General features: G+C 47.0%; 15 protein-coding genes. All 15 read left to right on the top strand.

From position 1 onward, the window contains the following. Window positions 1-359: 359 nt before the first annotated feature. The 15 genes from LO777_RS01625 to LO777_RS01555 all read left to right on the top strand — a co-directional run bounded on the left by LO777_RS01625 (window position 360) and on the right by LO777_RS01555 (window position 18,781). The gene (locus tag LO777_RS01625; RefSeq protein ID WP_228855845.1) at window positions 360-905 is read left to right on the top strand and encodes a hypothetical protein; all 546 of its coding nucleotides are present in this window, start codon (window positions 360-362) and stop codon (window positions 903-905) included. A gap of 232 nt (window positions 906-1,137) precedes the next feature. Further along, complete coding sequence (locus LO777_RS01620) at window positions 1,138-2,388, top strand: glycosyltransferase family protein (protein WP_228855844.1); 1,251 nt, start codon at window positions 1,138-1,140, stop codon at window positions 2,386-2,388. Further along, window positions 2,385-3,656 (top strand): glycosyltransferase, encoded by a 1,272-nt coding sequence (locus LO777_RS01615; RefSeq protein WP_228855843.1) that lies wholly within the window; start codon window positions 2,385-2,387, stop codon window positions 3,654-3,656. Before LO777_RS01620 ends, LO777_RS01615 begins: the two co-directional genes overlap by 4 nt. 1 nt (window position 3,657) lies before the next feature. Beyond that, the gene (locus tag LO777_RS01610; RefSeq protein ID WP_228855842.1) at window positions 3,658-4,287 is read left to right on the top strand and encodes a histidine phosphatase family protein; all 630 of its coding nucleotides are present in this window, start codon (window positions 3,658-3,660) and stop codon (window positions 4,285-4,287) included. Further along, window positions 4,284-5,432 carry a glycosyltransferase family protein gene (locus LO777_RS01605; RefSeq protein WP_228855841.1) on the top strand — a complete coding sequence of 383 codons (1,149 nt, stop codon included), beginning with the start codon at window positions 4,284-4,286 and terminating at the stop codon, window positions 5,430-5,432. Before LO777_RS01610 ends, LO777_RS01605 begins: the two co-directional genes overlap by 4 nt. Before the next feature lie 68 nt (window positions 5,433-5,500). Further along, window positions 5,501-6,112: a polysaccharide deacetylase family protein gene (locus tag LO777_RS01600; protein WP_228855840.1), complete on the top strand. Its 612-nt coding sequence runs from the start codon at window positions 5,501-5,503 to the stop codon at window positions 6,110-6,112. 50 nt (window positions 6,113-6,162) lie between these two features. Then, window positions 6,163-6,306 (top strand): hypothetical protein, encoded by a 144-nt coding sequence (locus LO777_RS01595; RefSeq protein WP_228855839.1) that lies wholly within the window; start codon window positions 6,163-6,165, stop codon window positions 6,304-6,306. Between the two features lie 89 nt (window positions 6,307-6,395). Next, the gene (locus LO777_RS01590) at window positions 6,396-7,046 is read left to right on the top strand and encodes an ABC transporter permease (RefSeq protein WP_228855838.1); all 651 of its coding nucleotides are present in this window, start codon (window positions 6,396-6,398) and stop codon (window positions 7,044-7,046) included. 20 nt (window positions 7,047-7,066) lie between these two features. Further along, complete coding sequence (locus LO777_RS01585; protein ID WP_228855837.1) at window positions 7,067-7,807, top strand: ABC transporter ATP-binding protein; 741 nt, start codon at window positions 7,067-7,069, stop codon at window positions 7,805-7,807. Between the two features lie 130 nt (window positions 7,808-7,937). Continuing rightward, window positions 7,938-12,692, top strand: coding sequence for an FtsX-like permease family protein (locus LO777_RS01580; protein WP_228855836.1), 4,755 nt, complete (start codon window positions 7,938-7,940; stop codon window positions 12,690-12,692). Next, complete coding sequence (locus LO777_RS01575) at window positions 12,685-14,685, top strand: DUF6785 family protein (RefSeq protein WP_228855835.1); 2,001 nt, start codon at window positions 12,685-12,687, stop codon at window positions 14,683-14,685. Before LO777_RS01580 ends, LO777_RS01575 begins: the two co-directional genes overlap by 8 nt. Before the next feature lie 43 nt (window positions 14,686-14,728). Next, window positions 14,729-16,687, top strand: a complete 1,959-nt coding sequence (locus LO777_RS01570) for an OPT/YSL family transporter (protein WP_228855834.1) — start codon at window positions 14,729-14,731, stop codon at window positions 16,685-16,687. 253 nt (window positions 16,688-16,940) lie between these two features. Next, a complete protein-coding gene (locus LO777_RS01565) occupies window positions 16,941-17,537 on the top strand; it encodes a hypothetical protein (RefSeq protein ID WP_228855833.1) in 597 nt (198 codons plus the stop codon). Further along, a complete protein-coding gene (locus tag LO777_RS01560; RefSeq protein ID WP_228855832.1) occupies window positions 17,509-18,411 on the top strand; it encodes a hypothetical protein in 903 nt (300 codons plus the stop codon). Before LO777_RS01565 ends, LO777_RS01560 begins: the two co-directional genes overlap by 29 nt. Next, entirely contained in the window at window positions 18,392-18,781 is a 390-nt protein-coding gene (locus LO777_RS01555; protein ID WP_228855831.1) for a PqqD family protein, read from the top strand. Before LO777_RS01560 ends, LO777_RS01555 begins: the two co-directional genes overlap by 20 nt. Window positions 18,782-18,957: the final 176 nt, after the last annotated feature.

Raw genomic sequence — 18,957 nt, 5'->3', positions numbered from 1 at the left:
ACCTGCTTTAAAAAACACTTTGACTAGAGAGAACTCTACCGATAGATTTAAAAAAGCGCAGCATATCAGGCATATGTTAGCATTTTTGTTTTTCATAGCGACGCAGAAATCGGGCAAAAACGCCATCTACGAACAGACACTATCTATATCGTATAACAGTTTCAGTAGCAAGAAAACTTGCTGTTTCAGCAGCTTTTCTTTCCTCCCGCAAAAAACCTCTAGCACACACTTTCCCCTTGACTTTTTCGAATACAAGGCTAGAATTTAAGTACAGATTTTTGTACCATTCGACGTTTTGTATAAACTGAGGAATTCCCTGAAACTATTCTTCAAAAAGTCTGGATAGTATCTTTTCGAAAATGAAATATTTTACCCTGATTCTCACTTTGCTGCTGGTTCTTGTTCACGGAAACGTTTTTGCGCAGGATTCCGGAACACACAGCATTTATAAAGTCACCTCGTATAATCTTGGTGCAATTTTTGATCTTCAGGGACTGAACACCAACACTTCTTCCAGGAACTTCAAGCCTTTATTAATAACAAGCACTGCCGCGGACATACTGAACAGCGAATACGAGGGATCTGTTTCCTGGGTAGAAACCAATCCCCATACAGCAAACAGCCGGGGTATTGCTGTTGCGGCACAGATAAACGCCACGGGTAAACTTGCCCTTCATGGTGCCTTTGGATTAACCAGAAATCTCTGGGCTCCGGACTCAATCAACTACGAAAACGAAGCCAGCTGGGAAGCAAATCTGGGTGTTATTTACAAACTTCTTGATAACCTGTCCTACGAAATTCATTTTGCCTATATGGATACAGGCGACCTTTTCACTGAACGAAGCAGTTACAGTGATGTGGAATCAATTATCATGGTCAGCAATCAACTTACCATGAGTTTCTAACTGTTTTTCTTTCTGATCGCCTGCAAAACTCTACCTGATATTCAAAAACCAAGTGAGTTTCGCAGGCGATCAGTTTTTTCTACTTCTTCCAGCAGGAAGCACAAAGAAACCTCGGTACGCCTTGACAAGTCTACTCTCTTCGAATAAGAGTCAAGAGTTTCCTTTTCACTGAAGCCAATACTTTTTCTGAATTCAGTCTGAATTCAGTTTGAAATTTTGCTCTTTTTGCACCATGGCGAAAAAACGGATTTCACCCATTTTTAATATACTCATGTATTCCCATGACACCTACGGGTTGGGTCATATCCGCAGAACCATGGCGATAGCAAATCATCTTCGGGATGATAACACTAACATACTTATTCTCACCGGATCACCCATCGCAGGACGTTTTTCTTTTCCCCAGCAAGTGGACTTTGTACGAATCCCAGGAATGATAAAAAAAACAAACGATGAGTACAGATCTCTTTCCATTCGAATTGACCAGGAACAAGCACTTTCCATCCGGACAAATATCATCCTCGCTACGGCAAAAACTTTTCGTCCAAATCTTTTTATTGTTGACAAAGAGCCCCTCGGTCTGAAAAAGGAGGTGCTACCTACTCTTCGCTGGTTGAAAGATTCCGGTCTGTCAACTCGATCCATTCTCGGTCTGAGAGACATTCTGGATGATGCAAAAACAATTAAAAAAGACTGGAGAGAAAAAAACGTCTACTCCTACCTGGAAAGCCTGTATGATGAAATATGGGTATATGGCGACAGAAAGATTTACAATCCGGTGGAAATGTATGACATGCCGGAAACTCTTCACAAAAAAATCAGGTTCACAGGATATATACCAAGAAAACAGCTTCCCTCCGGCACCAAATCCATGGTCCGCAGGCGGCACAGGATCCTTGATGATGACAAATTTATCCTTGTAACCACTGGAGGTGGCGGCGACGGCTCGGAGGTACTGGAACATTTTATTTCAATGCACGATTACTACCCTGCTTCTCTCCCATTTAAAACAATCATCATTACCGGACCGTTCATGCCGAAAAAAATAAGAGAACGACTAAAAAAACGGGCGAGACGCTACGGTATAAAAACATTGCCGTTTCACCCCAGACTGGAAGAACTCATTGCCGCTGCTGATCTTGTTATTTCCATGGGTGGTTATAATACCATATGTGAAATTCTGACCCAGCATACTCCTGCCCTGATTATTCCCAGGCAGACACCGAGAAAAGAACAACTTATCCGCGCCCAAAGATTGAGAAAACAAGGCTTGCTTGACTATATTCCATGGACTGAAGTGACCCCTCAGATCCTGCGAAACAAGATCATGACCCTCTGTAACAATCGCGAGAAATATGTCAATACCATTCAATCTTTCAAACTTTCCGGTCTGGACAGTATGATGAAGCGCCTTAAATATTTTAAAAAGGAGCATCAGGTAAACGGAGGGCAACCTCACGAACACAGAAATACCACGCCATGATTCCAAACCAGAACAAACCGGTATTAGGCTATATACTTAAAGGTTACCCGAGAATATCCGAAACGTTTATTTCCAATGAGATACTGCTCCTTGAGAAAATGGGCTTCACTCTGCGTCTCTTTCCCATGCGAAAACCGAGGGAAAGTTTCTGTCATGCTTCAGTGAAAGAAATTCAGGCAGAGGTCGAATATCTTCCCACCGAACTTTTTGAAAATTTCTCGACCCTTCTTTACCACAACACTTTCTTGGCAGTTAAAAGACCGCAAAATTTCCTCACCGCCCTGGTCGGCTGCAGGGAGTCAACCGCTGGCAAAGGAAACCTGGCCACCCTTAAACACCTGCTGCAGGGTGGTTATCTGACCCATAACTTCCTGATGAAAGATCCGAATATTGTCCATCTCCATGGTCATTTCGCCCATTCACCCACTTCGGTCACCCTGTTTGCTTCGCTCCTCTCTGGAATTCCCTTCAGCTTCACAGCCCATGCCAAGGATATTTATACTTCTGCCGAAAAAAAACTGAAAAGAAAAATTGAACTGGCAAGGTTTGTGACAACCTGCACGGCGTACAATGAAAAATACCTGAAAAAAATTGCCGGCAGCTCTGCAACACCAGTTTTTCGAATCTATCACGGTATAGATATCAGCCTTTTTCAGCAGACCAGGGCACAGGTTACCCCAAAAGAACCCTATCAAATAATGACCGTAGCCAGGATGACCGAAAAGAAAGGTTTACCGGTCTTGTACGACGCTCTCAACATTCTGAAAAAAAAGGGTGTAGTATTCAAACATACACTTATCGGAGATGGTGATGACAGGGATGCAATTCTGCAGCTCATTTCATCCCTCGGCCTCGACTCCTGCTGTTGTTGGCTGGGAACCCGGACCCATGAAGAAGTCATAGAGCAGTTTAAAAAGAGCGATGCATTTGTTCTTCCCTGCAGAATCGCTGAAAATGGTGATCGTGATGGAATTCCAAATGTTCTGGTTGAGAGCCTGGCAATGGGCGTCCCCGCCCTTTCAACGAATATTTCAGCCATTCCTGAGATTTTAATAAACGGACAGACAGGTCTTACGGTTCCTCCCTCCCAACCGGACCTGCTGGCAGAAGCGACCTTAAAAATTCTCAGGGACCAGGATCTGCGCAGTACCCTCATACAAAATGGCAGAAAATTTGTAGAATCAGAATTTGACAACAGAAAATGGGTCAAAAAACTGGGAAAAACATTCCTTCAGGAAAATAAACAACTCAAAATGCCATTGAATTGAAATGGAAAAACAAACCCTCAACATCACAACATTCGGTCTCTTGCGACATGGTCAAACCGAATGGAATACAGTAAAAAAAATTCAGGGAAGCCGTAATTCTCCATTAACGGTTGACGGCCGAAAACAAACAACCCGTTGGGCTCATTTTCTTAAAAATTTCAATTGGAACAGGATCATAGCCAGTGATCTCGGCAGGGTACGGGAAACAGTGGCAATTCTGAACAGACAACTGAATGTCCCCACAGAATTTGACAACCGCCTGAGAGAGCAGAGCTGGGGAGAATGGGAAGGGCTGACTATTTCCCATGTAAAGGCGCATTTCGAACAAGAACTTGAAAATCGGGTAAAAAAAGGATGGGCATTTTGTGCGCCAGGCGGAGAAACACGACAGGCAGTGCAGGAACGCGCATCTGCAGCACTACATGAGTTTGCCCGTGCTTATCCTGGAGAAAATATCCTCGTTGTCTGTCACCAGGGTGTTATCAAGTGTACCCTTTATGCAATTACCGGAAGAAAATTTCTTCCGACTGACGACCCACTGCTCAACCCCGACAGGCTCCATCTCATCACCGGTGACGGTAGTAATCTTTCGACACGACAACTTAATATTCCGTGTGGGGAAAAGAGATGAGGATCTCTTTCTACTGCCAGCATGTACTGGGTGTAGGCCATCTCCATCGCAGCCTGGAAATCTGTCGCCTGCTCGCTGAAAAACATGAGGTGACATTAATACTCGGTGGCCCGAAAACAACTCCTGCACCATCAGCCTTCTCCCTGTTCACTCTCCCTGGCCTGCAGATGGACAGTGATTTCAAGAATCTGGCACCCTGCGAGACCGGTCTGAACCTTGAACAAGTCAAAAAAACAAGAAAAGAGCTGCTTCTTTCCCATTTCAGGACATACCGCCCTCAGGTATTTATCACCGAGCTCTATCCCTTCGGCAGAAAAGCTTTCAGGTTTGAGCTTGACCCTGTTCTCAACGGAATAAAAGATGGTTCCCTGCCACCCTGCCGGAATTACTCCAGTGTCCGCGACATCCTGGTTGAGAAAACAGGCGGAAAGAAAAAATTCGAGGACAGGGTCATCAAAACACTGAACACATTTTATGATGGTATATTTATCCACGCGGATCCGAAGGTAATTACCCTTGACAGAACTTTTGAACGATTAAATGAAATAACAATTCCTCTGGAATATACCGGTTTTATCTGTCCGCCCCGCCCTGAACCGCTCAATGCCCGTAAAAAAATACGGAAAATGTTGAACCTGAAAGAATCCACCCCCCTTATTGTTGCCAGTATCGGCGGCGGCAGTGTGGGGGGAGAACTCCTTGAGGCGGTCATGGCAGGTTGCAGATTACTCTCCAGACAGACAGATTTTTTTCTGCAGATATTTACAGGCCCCTTCAGCAGGAAATCCTTTCATAAAAAACTGAAAAACAGTCAAACAGAAAAAATCCGTGTTGATACGTTTTCAGATATTTTCCCATCCTGGCTCGAAGCAGCTGATCTCTCAATCTCAATGGCTGGGTACAACAGCTGCATGAATCTGCTCCGGGCGGAAATTCCCGCGCTGGTCCATCCGTTCAACCAGAACAGGGAACAGAAAATGCGGGCACTTGCCCTGGAACACCACAGTACCGTCCGCCTGCTGAAAGACAGTGATCTTGCCCCGGAAAAGCTAAGAAAAAAAATAATGGAAATGCTTCCCTGCAGACGACAGCCTGCTGATATTGATCTTGACGGTGCTAGAAGAACCGCTGGACTGTTCAAGTAATCCTGAAACATCCAACTGTATGAATTGCCGGACTGAACGTATTTCCGGTAATAAAAAACCACAAAATCATGAGCAAAACAGCCACCCTCTATAGCCTTGCAACGAACACAATACAATCAGATCTTGCTGCCCTGATAGACAGGTTATGCCAACAGGCTTCATCTCCCATACCTGTTTTTTTCCGGGCTGATGATATCGGCATTCCCTCTTCAAATTTCCAACAGCTTATTACCTGTTTTCTCCGCCATAAGCTGCCCCTTTGCCTTGCTACGGTTCCCACCTGGCTTACGGAAAAACGATTGAAAATCCTTCAGGACATCACCGGGAAAAACAGCTCCCAATGGTGCTGGCATCAGCACGGTTACCAGCACAGAAATTTTGAAAGAAAAGGTAAGAAACAGGAATTTGGCCCCGCCCGGGCAGAACATGAGATCAAAAGAAGTCTTCGACTGGGAAAAGAAAGGTTGGAAACGCTGCTTGGTCCTGAATTTCAACCCATTTTCACTCCCCCCTGGAACCGTTGCAGTAGGGTGACCATTAAAACCCTTGCTGATCTCAACTTCATGGCTCTTTCACGAAGCGATGGGCCGAGCCGCAAACGATACCAGCACTTCCTGATATCCAGGTCAATGTTGATCTCCATACCAGGAAAGAACAGTCAGCCGCCATTGGATTTGTAAACCTGCTGAACGAACTGGAACAAGGTATTCATTCAGGACAATTCGGCGTAATGATTCATCACCAGCGAATGAACAAAAGAGCCTTTGATTTTCTGGATATCCTCCTTGAAAAACTGGCAGGTTGCCCCTCTTTGGTTCCTGTTCTTTTCAATGATTTACTTCCTGCCGGAAGTACCATTGACAAGACAAAATGAAAAAACTAGAGTTAAATTATCAGCACTGCCACTATCTGACTCTATCTTGATTTCAGATTTCAAAAAACTCCGGAAACAACAGGGGGGACATGAGACGCTTAGTAGAACTTCCTTTGCGCAAATCCATCCAGATGGCTTACCAGTCAATCCGTGTCCGTTTCTTCCGATCAATGGTCACCACCATGAGCCTTGTCCTGGCCGTTGCCTTTCTCGCATTTATCCAGGTTGGTAATAATATTGCCCAGGGTGCTCTCTCCAGCGGAGACGCGGAACTGGTCCATGTTCTCACCAGAATAGGTTTTGACATCTCACCGGGAGAGAGCGCAGTTACCGGCTCTGCCAAACAGAAATGGATACTTTTTCTCTCCCTTCTTGTCTGTGTTGTAGGTATTGTAAATGCCCAATTGATGTCCGTTACAGAACGATTCCGGGAAATAGGAACTTTGAAATGCCTGGGAGCCCTGGATCACTTCATCGTCCGGATTTTTCTTCTTGAAGCTGCAATAATGGGAATAAGCGGATCCGTTCTCGGATCTTTCCTGGGAGCTCTCTCCGCACTTGTGACTTCTCTTGCACGATTTGGATATTCATTTTTTCCATTTATCCCATGGGGTGCTATAGGCATAACCATGGCCATCACGGTGTGCACAGGAACATTTTTAAGTCTTCTGGGTGTTCTCTACCCGGCAATAATTGCGGCCCGCATGCGTCCTGTTGAAGCAATGCGGGTTGAACAATAGGACAATAAATAACTTTTAAAATGGCTGATACAAAAAAAATAGTAAGAGTCAGTGAAGTCACCAAAAACTTTGACCTGGGCAAAATCGTTGTAAAAGTACTGAAGGGAATCGACCTTGAGATTGAAGAAGGAAAATACATTTCCATCATGGGACCTTCCGGCTCAGGCAAATCAACCCTTTTCAATATGATCGGCGGCCTCGACAAACCGACCAGTGGTAAAGTGTTCATTGATGAGGTGGACATCGCTCAACTGGATGCCTATGAACTCGCCTGGCTCCGCTGCCGGAAAATCGGCTATATTTTTCAGACATTTAACCTTATCCCCGTCATGACAGCTCTTGAGAACATTACCCTGCCCATGACATTTGCCGGAGTAGGCAGTGATGAGGCTCTGGACAGAGGAATGGCCCTGCTTGAACAGGTGGGACTTTCCGGCCGACACGGTCACCGGCCATCAGAACTGTCCGGCGGACAACAGCAGCGGGTCGCCGTTGCAAGGGCCCTTGCCAATACACCATCAATCATACTGGCGGACGAGCCGACGGGCAATCTGGATCTCACCACCGGAGAAGATATAATCAGCATGCTTAAAGAACTCAGTGTGGAACGTGGTGTCACGGTCATTTCAGCCACCCATGATTACAAAATGCTTAATGTTTCCGACCAGGTCGTCTGGATACGGGATGGACGTATAGACAAAGTACAGCAGCGTGAAGAACTCAATATACGTACCGGCAAACTGGAAACAGCCGATACATAAATTCAATCCCCGTCCAACAAACTTGAAAAACGGAATCTTCTCCTTTATGACTTTATTTCTTCGGCCCTTTTTTCCCGTCTTCTACCTCTTTTGTACGCTATGCACCAGTCTCGTCTGGAACACTTCGGTAATGGCCGAAACACAAAATACCGGAGATTCCGTCCGTGGAACAATTGAAGAATTGAGCAGATACGGAAGCAGAACAACCGGTTCCAGAGGGTATGAAAAGGCTGCGGAATATGTTGAGAAGAAAATGCAGTCAATGGGACTTGAACCAGCCTCCCAGTACTATGAAATTCCTGTCCGCCGTTTTCTTGGAGCACAACTCACCTTCAATGGAAAAACTCTCCCTCTCCAACCATTCATTTATAACACAATTACTCCTGAAGCTACTGACGGAACGCTATCCGGCTCGCTCTATTATGTTCGTCATGGTGATCTCAAGGATCTGGATGGGAAAAAGATTCGGGATTCAATCATCCTCATGGACTTTGATTCGGGCCATAACTGGCAACTGCTTGCCTCTTTAGGGGCCAGGGCTCTTATTTATGTTGGTAGCAGAGAACCGAAGGGTAAAGTGTTTTTTACAGAAAAACACGAACTCTCACCTGTTCAGTTTCCATGCTTCTGGATGAGCCGGATGAAGGCTGACGAAATTTTCGGCCCTTTGAAGGAAAAATCCCTCGACAGCAAACCTGTCGGCCGGGTGGAACTGCGCTCTTCAACTGTCTGGGAAAACTACCTTGCCCGCAATATTTATGCGATTATTCCCGGTAACGATCCCACATTAAAAAAGGAACTGCTGATCCTTGAAGCATTCTTTGACAATAAAGAATATGTAACGGAGGACTCTCCAGGTGCCGACAGCGCAATTTCTATTGCAACTCTTCTGGAAATTGGCAGGAAGCTGAAAAAATCTCCACCGGATCGCACGGTCATGCTCCTGGCCACCAGCGGTAACAGCCAGACTCTTGCCGGTATGCGGGACGCCATATGGAGTATGAATGAACGTTCCAGAGAACTGCGTAAATACAGGAGAAAACTACAGAAAACTATATCGACCAGGAACAGAAACCTGAATTTGCTGAAAAATATACATTTTCCTCTTACCGCAGATAAACAAAGAGATCTTCGTCTGAAAAAAGCAATAGAACAGGAACTGAAACTGCGTGTAGACCGTCTTGCCACCAAGCTCATGCAGTTACGTCTCGCCAGACAGACGGAAGATACCTCAGTCATGATCAAGGAACTTGCCAAAGAAAGAATATCCTACCGCCGCCTGGAATGGGTTGAAGATTTTCACAACCTGGATAGCCGGCAGATGGACATGCTCAGACAAATCATCCCGTCGGCAATGGAGAAAAATGAACTCAGCATTCAGGATGCAAAACGCCAGCTCAAAGCTCTGAAATCAGCCAAAGCGTTTCGGTCGCAAGTCCGGGAATATGAAGAAGTGGCCGCCATTGTCAGCCTGCATCTCTCCAGTCATGGGAACGGTGTTGGAGGATTTCACAGGGGCTGGCTCTATCCCCTGAAAAAAACCATCAACAGAACCGGAATCTACAGTACCGTTGCTGATATTTTTGAAACAACAAAAACGGCTGCCACCTCTCTTGCCCGCTACCAGAACAGTCTCAGGCCAACACGGATGCGCAGCTGGGATTCCTGGTTCTTTGACAAACCGGTTCTCGGAGGGGAGGTGAGCGCTCTCGGGGGATACCTTGGCCTCAGCCTTGTCACCACTGGAGACAGCAGAATCCTCTGGGGAACTCCCTACGATACGACAGACCATATAAACTGGTCCTACCTCCATGACCAAACCAACCTGGTCGACAAACTCATCCGGAAATTAACCAAAGCGCCAAAACTCCATGGCGAGAAACTTCCCCGAAACGGTTTTTCCACCCTGACGGCCCGGACCAACCTGCTTCTCCAGGGTGAACTCTTTGCCGACTATCCAGCCAGAAAAACCACCATTCTCGCCTACCAGGGCCTCAATCGTTATTATGCCATGGTCGACGAATCCGGTTATTTCCGTATCAAGGGGTTTGCCGACAAAAAAAATGTTCTCGACAAACTGATTATCGAAGGATACCGATTTGATGAAGCAACGGGTAAAGCTATCTGGGCTATAGATAAAAAAGAAACAGGAAAGGTCAATTACCGGCTGAAGATTCTGCGAAAATCCATGAAAACGGACCTGATCCTGTTCAAATGTCTGCAAACCACGGTTTTTGATCTTCTCGAGCCACGAAGCTTCGCCCATATGACTAAACTGCATCTCTACGATGGCCGACGGGACGGCCCACCCCAGCATTTCTGGTACAGCAGGATCGACACCAGGGATTCCATCATCTCGTCCATTTACACGGAAGCGGGAACACGACTGAAACTGACCCTGTCTGATACTGTGCTGACCAATAAGATGATCCTCACCAACGGTTCAAAAAAGAATCCACTGGGAACAGGTTATCCGGTTGAAATGTACCCGTCAATTCCCAATACAGTACTCCACGCGGCAAGGGATGCCTGGACCCTGCTTACCCCCCGTATTAAAAATCTTGAACGACATGGGATTTTTGATCAGAAAATCAATGATCTGAAAACCAGAGGACTGCGAGCTCTGGAAAAAAGCGAAAAATCTCTACAGAAACTTATCTACTCCAAAAGCCGTAAAAACAGCGCCGAATCCCTGGCTCTGGCCGCAAGAGTCTATGTGCAGATAGAAAAAACCCAGAAAGATGTACTCTTCGGGGTTCTCTTCTACATAGCACTTTTTGTTCCCTTTGCCTTTGTAATGGAACGTTTTTTGTTTAACTTCAACCACATATACAAACGAATCAGTGGCTTTTTTCTTATTCTTGTCATTCTTATAACTCTCATATACAATGTCCACCCGGCCTTTGAACTGGCCTACAGCCCGCTGGTGGTCATTCTCGCTTTTTTCATCATCGGACTCTCCTTCATGGTTACCCTCATCATTTTCTTCAGATTTGAAGATGAAATGATTCTTCTCCAACGAAGGGCCACCCATAAACGTCCCGACGAAATCAGCCGCTGGAAGGCATTTGTGGCCGCCTTTTTTCTCGGAGTTTCCAATTTAAGAAGAAGACGACTGCGAACCATTCTCACCTGTACTACGCTCATTATTCTCACTTTTACGATAATGAGTTTTACAACCATCAAATCCAACAGCAAACAGGTCCGTCTTGATTTTCGAGCTGATGCTCCTTACCAGGGGCTCCTCCTGAAAAAACTCAACTGGCAGAGCCTGCCTCCCCAGGCAACGGATATTCTCTTAAACAGCATGACGAGAGTGAATAAACCGGCGCCCCGTATCTGGCTTGAAACCGGGGATCCTACAAAGCCGGTCACCGTCCCGCTGCGAAAAAACGGCCGGGAACTTGAGATACATGGCCTGATCGGGCTCAGCCCCAACGAAGCGGCGGTAACCGGGCTTGACAGCCTGCTCATCTCCGGGCGCTGGTTCACAGATCGGGACAACCAGGCTATTCTTCTTGAACAACAGATGGCCGAACAACTGGGAGTGGACATTCACTCAGACAATCAAATTTCCCTGTGGGGTATTCCCTTTACTGTGATCGGCACTTTTAATGGAAAGCAGTTTGACCAGGCAGTCGATCTGGACGGGGAGCCACTGACCCCTGTAATCTTCCCTGATGAATCGACATCGGACCTCACTGATGTGGAGCAGGATGCCCTGGAGTCCGGAGATGATATCCGCTCCTTCCAGAGCAGGTATCGGCATATTCCCGCGAATCAGGTTGCCATTATTCCTGCCCATACCCTGCTGGCCGCAGGCGGTAAGCTGAAAAATCTGGCAATCAGACCAGCCCGGGTGGAAAATATTCCCGCGATAGCCTCCAGGCTGACGGATCGCTTCAACCTGGCAATTTTTACCGGCGAAAAGGACGGAGTCCGTCTCTACAATATCAGTGACACCATGAATTACAGCGGAGTACCCAATATTATCATCCCCCTGCTTATCTCCATTCTCATTGTCCTGAACACGATGATCAGCTCTGTCCACGAACGGAAAAGTGAGATAGCCGTCTATACCTCCGTGGGGCTGGCCCCCTCCCATGTCAGTTTTCTGTTTGTTGCCGAGGCCATCGCCCTTGCCGTCATATCCGTGGTCCTGGGCTACCTGGTTGCCCAGGTTTCAGCAGCCCTTTTTTCGTCAACATCACTCTGGCAGGGGATCACAGTCAACTATTCTTCCATGGCCGGTGTTGCTGCCATGGTCCTGGTTATTGCCGTTGTCCTTATTTCCGTTATTTACCCTTCAAAAGTGGCTGCGCGTATTGCCATTCCCGATATCAACCAGACATTTCAACTGCCCACAGCTGTTGATAACACCATGGAACTCACCTTGCCGTTTCTGCTGAAACCACATGAATATGAGTCTGTCGGCGCATTCCTCTACACTTATCTGCAGGGTCACCAGGATATCTCCCATGGACTGTTCTCCACAGGGCCGGTGAATGTACAGCTTTACTGTTCAACCCTGGATGAAATGGAAAAGATCCATGCACAATCCCGCAAGTACGTTAAAACAGAAAGTAACCCGAGCTGGCTGCACATCAGTACAAAGGTCTGGCTGGCTCCTTTTGATTTCGGTATCATGCAACAGGTTGAAATCGGGTTCCGTCCAACAGGGGACAAGAGTGATTTTCTTGAAATACAACTTTCTTTGACACGGTTTTCCGGAGAATCCGGCGTCTGGCGGCGAATCAACAAATCCTTTCTCCATGAACTCAGAAAACAGCTCCTGATCTGGCGTTCCATTGACAGTGAAACACATGGAGAACTGGAACGGTTGTTCCGGGATACCATCGCACAAAAAATGGAGGGATATGAATAACAGTGGTGAGAAAAAAAGGAAACAACCCATCAGGTTGCGAGCCGGAATTATCGGTATCCTGCTTGCCATGGGGATATGTCTGCTCACACCCTATAATAATATCTATATGCAGGCAACTCCCCTGGGCGGTGGTCATTTCCCCCTGGCACCGTTTTTCATATTCATCCTGCTGGCCCTGGTAATCACCCTCATTTCCCGACTGTTCAAAACTTCACTACTGCTCACAGGGTCCGAGCTTCTGATCATCTGGATAGAAACGGTAATAGGCTCAGGTATCGCCTATACCGGATTTGCCCGAACCTTTCTGGTAAACCTCACAGCACCCGTCCACTTTGCCTCCATGGGAAATCGCTGGCAGGAGACTCTTCATCCTCTCATTCCCCCATCCCTGATTCCCTCCGACCATGCCGCAATTGAGCAGCTCTACAACGGTATCGCCGGTGGCAGAAGCATGAGCTGGCTGGAAGTGATACCGAAGATTCCATGGTCCGCATGGCTTGTTCCCCTTGGCACCTGGTCTGTTTTTGTTCTCCTCTCTTACAGTGTCATGCTCTTTCTAATCAATCTTCTCGCCAGACAGTGGATTGAAAATGAACGTATGAACTTCCCCCTCCTCAAGGTACCGGAGATGATCAGCAAAGCTGTGGACAGTGGAACCACTGCGGATTTTTTTCTGAACCGCTTCCTCCTGTTCGGCCTCTCCATACCAGTCATGCTTCATCTTCTGAACGGACTGAATCTTTACTTTCCTTCTGTCCCGGCAATCCCCACCCTTATTCTCGCCGGACCCTATTTTCCTGCTTCCGGTCTTTTCACCGGCTTTCATAAACTGAAAATATATATTTATCCGGCATTTATCGGCTTTGCTTTTCTCACATCGAGGCAGATTTCCTTTTCCTTCTGGTTTTTCTTTCTTTTTGGTGCCCTTCTCTATGGTATTCTTGATCTGCTAGGCTACTCAATACCCGCATCAGAACTTGGCATTACCTTTGGACCAACCCTGGCTCGACCTGAAGAAATGCAGATGATTGGAGCCTACGGTATTTTCTTTTTTTTCCTGGTGTGGCTGGCAAGACAACATCTCCTTGATGTCTGCAAACAGTCGTTCTTCCTGAAAAAACCAGACCCTGAACATTCCGGCCTGGTCGATGTGCGTATTTCCTTCTGGGGAACATTCATCGGAATATTTCTCATCATTTGCTGGTATGTCCAGTTGGGCATGACACCTCTTGCCGCAACCATGGTCACAGGAGCCTTTTTTATGATAATGCTGGTAGCCACCAGAATTATCTGCCAGGGGGGCATTGCCTATTTTACCCTGACCGCCGCACCGACAGATGGAATCATCGCCCTCTTCGGTGCTAAAATATTTGCAGGAACAAACGGATTGCTGGCAGGTATGAGCCAGAAGATGCTCTTTGTCGACCTGAGAGAATCACTCATGCCTTCGCTCCTCCATGCCCGTCACCTCCACCAGGGTAGAAAACCGGTTATTATCCTGTTTACCTCTCTGGCTGTAACCATTACAGCATCCATGGCTACTTCAATCCTGGCGATGCTCCTTCTCTGCTACCGATTTGGTATCCGTGAGCTGCAACTGGACTGGGCAACACGCACAACTCTTTCGGTTTATGAAAATATTTATCGTCTTGCCACAACAGCCCCCGACACAGGTGGCTGGGTATTTATTTTTACAATCACAGGTGCAGTGCTCATGCTGATCCTGGTGACCTGTTACCACAGGTTCTACTGGTGGCCAATCCACCCCATTGGTTACCTGACAGCTTACAGCTCCGCAATGCGGATTTTATGGGTCAGTTTTTTTATCGGCTGGGCATGCAACGCTCTCTGCATGCGATATGGGGGTATTACACTTTTCAGGAAACTACAGTATTTTTTTATCGGTCTTATAATTGGAGATTTCCTCATGGGAGGCGGCTGGGCATTGATCGGTCTTTTTGCTGATACAAGTTACCAAGTCCTTCCCAACTGAGGACTGACCAAACCATCCGGCTCCAGAATTGAAAAGGTATTGAATGTACGATGACAAGGAACTGAAAGAATACCGGGATCTGCTCCCTCCCCCCGACCATTTTGAGGAAGGGTTCGACTGGAAGACTATCATCGGTGCCGTTTTTATCGGCTTTTTGATGATGCCGGGTTCCATGTATCTGCAACTGGTAATCGGCCAGGGTATTGGCCCCGCTGCACGCTGGGTCACCATTATTCTCTTTGCCGAAATTGCCAAACGTGCCCACTCTGACCTCAAGCAACAGGAAATATTTCTCCTCTATTATATGGCAGGTGCCGCCCTTGCCTCACCATTTTCCGGTCTGCTCTGGAACCAGTACCTGGTCCAGTCAGATGCCGCGCGTATGCTTGGTGTAACCGAATTCATTCCCAGCTGGGTCGCTCCCGGACCGGATTCACCATCAATGATAGAAAGAAGCTTTTTCCACAGGGACTGGCTGATCCCTATTCTGCTCCTTGTCGGCTCGCAGATTATCCAGCGTATTGACCATTTCGGCCTGGGTTACGCCCTCTATAGAATCACCTCGGATGTGGAGAAACTGCCCTTCCCCATGGCTCCGGTTGCAGCACTCGGTACAATGGCCCTTGCCGAGTCCGCCGAGGAAAAAAAGGCAAGCTGGAAATGGCGTGTCTTTTCCATAGGTGGAGTCATCGGTCTTGGGTTTGGCTCAATTTACGTCCTGTTACCCATTGTCTCCGGCCTGATTTTCACGGAACAGATTCGACTGATCCCCATTCCATGGATTGAACTTACCGGCTATACAGAAGATTTTCTGCCCGCTGTTGCCACAGGCCTGCAACTTGATCTCGGCCTGCTGTTTGTCGGAATGGTCCTTCCCTTCTGGGCTGTTATAGGCGGTTTTATCGGGCTCATCATCACCATAGTTCTCAACCCCCTGCTCTACTCCGCCGGTATCCTCCACCGCTGGCACCCGGGAATGGCTACAGTGGATACAGTATTCGCCAATAATTTTGATTTCTACATGAGTTTTGGTATTGGTCTCGGTCTTGCCATTGGTTTTATCGGCGTCTGGTCAGTTATTCATTCCATCCGTAACTCCAAAGGCAATAGGGGTACATTAAAAGACCTTTTCAATCCTCCTCCGGGCAGGGGTGATTTTAATTTCTGGATCGCCATCGCCATCTATTTTTTTTCGACCCTTGCCTACGTGGGGCTCTGTGTCTGGCTGGTTCCTTCTTTTCCATGGCTCTTTTTTCTTGCCTACGGTTTTGTGTATACCCCGGTTATTTCCTATATTACCGCCAGAATGGAAGGAATAGCAGGACAGTTTGTCAGTCTTCCCCTTGTAAGAGAGGCCAGTTTCATAGCCGGGGCAAAATTCTTCGGCTACCAGGGTATTGAAATATGGTATGCCCCCATTCCCATCCACAATTACGGAGAAGCCACCGTCCAGTTCAGGCAGATTGAACTGACAGGAACTTCAATAAGGGGCATTATCAAAGCGGAACTACTGGTTTTTCCCATTGTAATGACAGCAAGCCTTGTCTTCTCTCAGTTCATCTGGCGACTGGCGCCGATCCCGTCGGCAAGTTACCCCTTTGCCCAGGAACTCTGGCACCTGCAGGCCCTCAATACCCTGCTCATGCAGACATCTACCCTGGAAGGTAATTCAATGTTCTACCAGGCACTCAACGGGGCGACGGTTTTCTCCGGCCTTGGGTTCGGCCTCATCATGTATGCTGTCCTCAGTATTTTCGGCCTCCCGGTCCTGCTGATCTACGGTGTCGTACGAGGCCTGGGCCAGTCCACTCCCCATGGCCTGATACTGGAAGTGGCAGGTGCTCTTCTTGGCCGCTATTTTTTCCTGAAAAAATACGGCTCCATGTGGCGACAATATGCGCCGGTCCTGCTTGCCGGTTTTTCCTGCGGGATGGGACTGAGTGGTATGTTTGCCATGGGCTTTGCCCTGATCATGAAATCCCTTGGTCATATGGCCTACTGATGACAAGGCAATGCTTGACAGAAGTGGGCCTGGTACACATATTTTCAAAAGACTGCAAACGTAACTGGTCACAGGATTTGCAACTCTGTGTTTTCATCTACCCTACCCCTGTAAGTGATCAGGGGTGCCGTAGATTCGTGCAGGCGTGACTGGCCGCTATAGTCCACTATGCGGGCAGTCGCGACCGTGCGAATATGCGGTGCCCCTGATCACTTACCTGCAAACGTGTGCCAACAATTTGAGGTGAAGGAAAATGAGGAAATATCATATAGCCAGTCTGACTCTACTGTCTTTTCTACTGCTTGTCTCGGTATCATTTGCCGCTGAATCTGTTCCCCATTCTGTAGGGGGCATTTCACTGGGAACACAGATTAGTGAATACCCGGATATAGTACAGTCCAATTTTATGAAAGAAGTTGTCATTACAGACAGGCATGGCTTCAGGAAAGGCATTATCTCTTACGGCGTCTGCAGATATAAAAATGAAATCCTCAGAATCAGATTGAAATACGCGGATAAATCCAAGTCCTTTTATAAAAAGCTGCTCAAAAAATTCCGGGCAAAATTCGGCGCCCCCGACTCCTGGAACGGAGATTCCTTCGGCCTGTTGCACGTATGGAAATGGCATTTTATTGATAAGGACCAGAACCGTGTCAGCATGAGTCTCCAGTTCAATGCCAAAGATCCAAACGAAACCATCGGCAATGTCATCAAATTATCCTATCCCGAACGCATAGAAGAAGAACGACTCTGCTTCAACCGGATGTGTGATGAAATGCATGAAAAAAATTCTGCACTACAGAAAAATGACCTGAAAAAAAGTGACTGGTCCTATCTCATCCCCGATTGAACAGATAGATAATGCCATGAACACAACCCATGTGGGATGGAATGGTATCCGCCTGACAGTTCCCCGTTCCTGGACCTTGCATATCAATGGCCATACCCATTTGATTTTTGAAAAAGATTTTCAGCCTCTGCTGGAAATACGCTGGCAAATTCCTGACTCCCGTAAACCGGCTACACACCAATCGATGCTCAGGAAACTGCAGAAACAAAACAACGACATCGAAGAAAAACAGATTGAAGAAAAACTCTTTTCACTCAAGAAACACTATCATATCTTTTGCTACGGTAAAAAGGAGACACCCGGTCCGGAAGGCGGCATTCTCTCCTGCAAAACATGTGGAAAACTTATTCTCTTTCATTTGAACCAGTGTGACAAAAACCTTGCTGCCCCTCTTGCTGCCCTCTCTTCACTCTCATGCCATTTTCTTCAGGAAGAACCCCATCTCTGGTCTTTTCAGGGATCAGATCTGCTTTTACCGTCCACATTTATTCTACATAAATTCTCCTTCAGACCGGGTTTTGGCTGCCTCTCGTTCAGGTTGAAAAAACTCGACCTCCACTGCAGCAGACTGAGTCCGGCTGATATCAGACTCCAAAACCAGTCATTGCAGGAAATTCTTGCTGTCCTCTCAGGTCTCTCCGAAAATGAAATAAAAAACGGCCGCACGGATCTCTCCTGTGGAGGGTACCGATATCCTTCCATGACATTTCAAGTCTTATCCCGGCTCAAACGACAAAAACCGTTTATCCGGGCTTCAATTCAGCATGACCCGGATAACAACACTCTTTTTTCCATGGTGGCTGAATCGACACAACCCATTCCTCCCGAAATATGTATTCCGAACCAACCAGAATATGAAACTGTTTCAATCTAAAAAAAACGCCCCACCCATGGACAGGACCGAATCACTGGCATGCACGCCCTGCCATCTGCCTGACATCGACTGGAAACGAATGGACAACGGTGTAATCAGAATTGAATATCCATTGAATATCAAACCCTTTTTTCTGCAAATTGCCCGCCGGTTCCAAAGGGAACAGGAACTGCAACCGACAAAAAAACTGGAGCTCGATGAACTGGGAGCCACCTTGTGGTGCATGATAGACGGGAAAAAAAACGTCAAAACACTTATTGAAGAATTTGCAGAAACAAAAAGATTTTCCATTCAGGAGGCGGAACAATCCGTCACCGCTTTCCTGCGTGAACTCGGTAGACGGGGAGTTATTGTTCTCAGGAAACCATAAAACCTAAATCCTGCACTTTTTTTCTTTATTCCCTCGCCCTGCAGGATTGGCAATTTTATCGTATCTGCATCGTTATCAAGGGCTTGAAGTATGTTAATACGTCGGCGCCCTTGATGCCTTGCATCTCCGACAGGTAGCGAAAACTCCGAACTTGCCAATTGCAGGATTTAGGTAAA

The organism is Desulfomarina profundi (assembly GCF_019703855.1).
Taxonomy (GTDB): domain Bacteria; phylum Desulfobacterota; class Desulfobulbia; order Desulfobulbales; family Desulfocapsaceae; genus Desulfomarina; species Desulfomarina profundi.
Note: the sequence above shows the minus strand (reverse complement) of the source record. Positions and strands in the feature narration are given on the sequence as shown.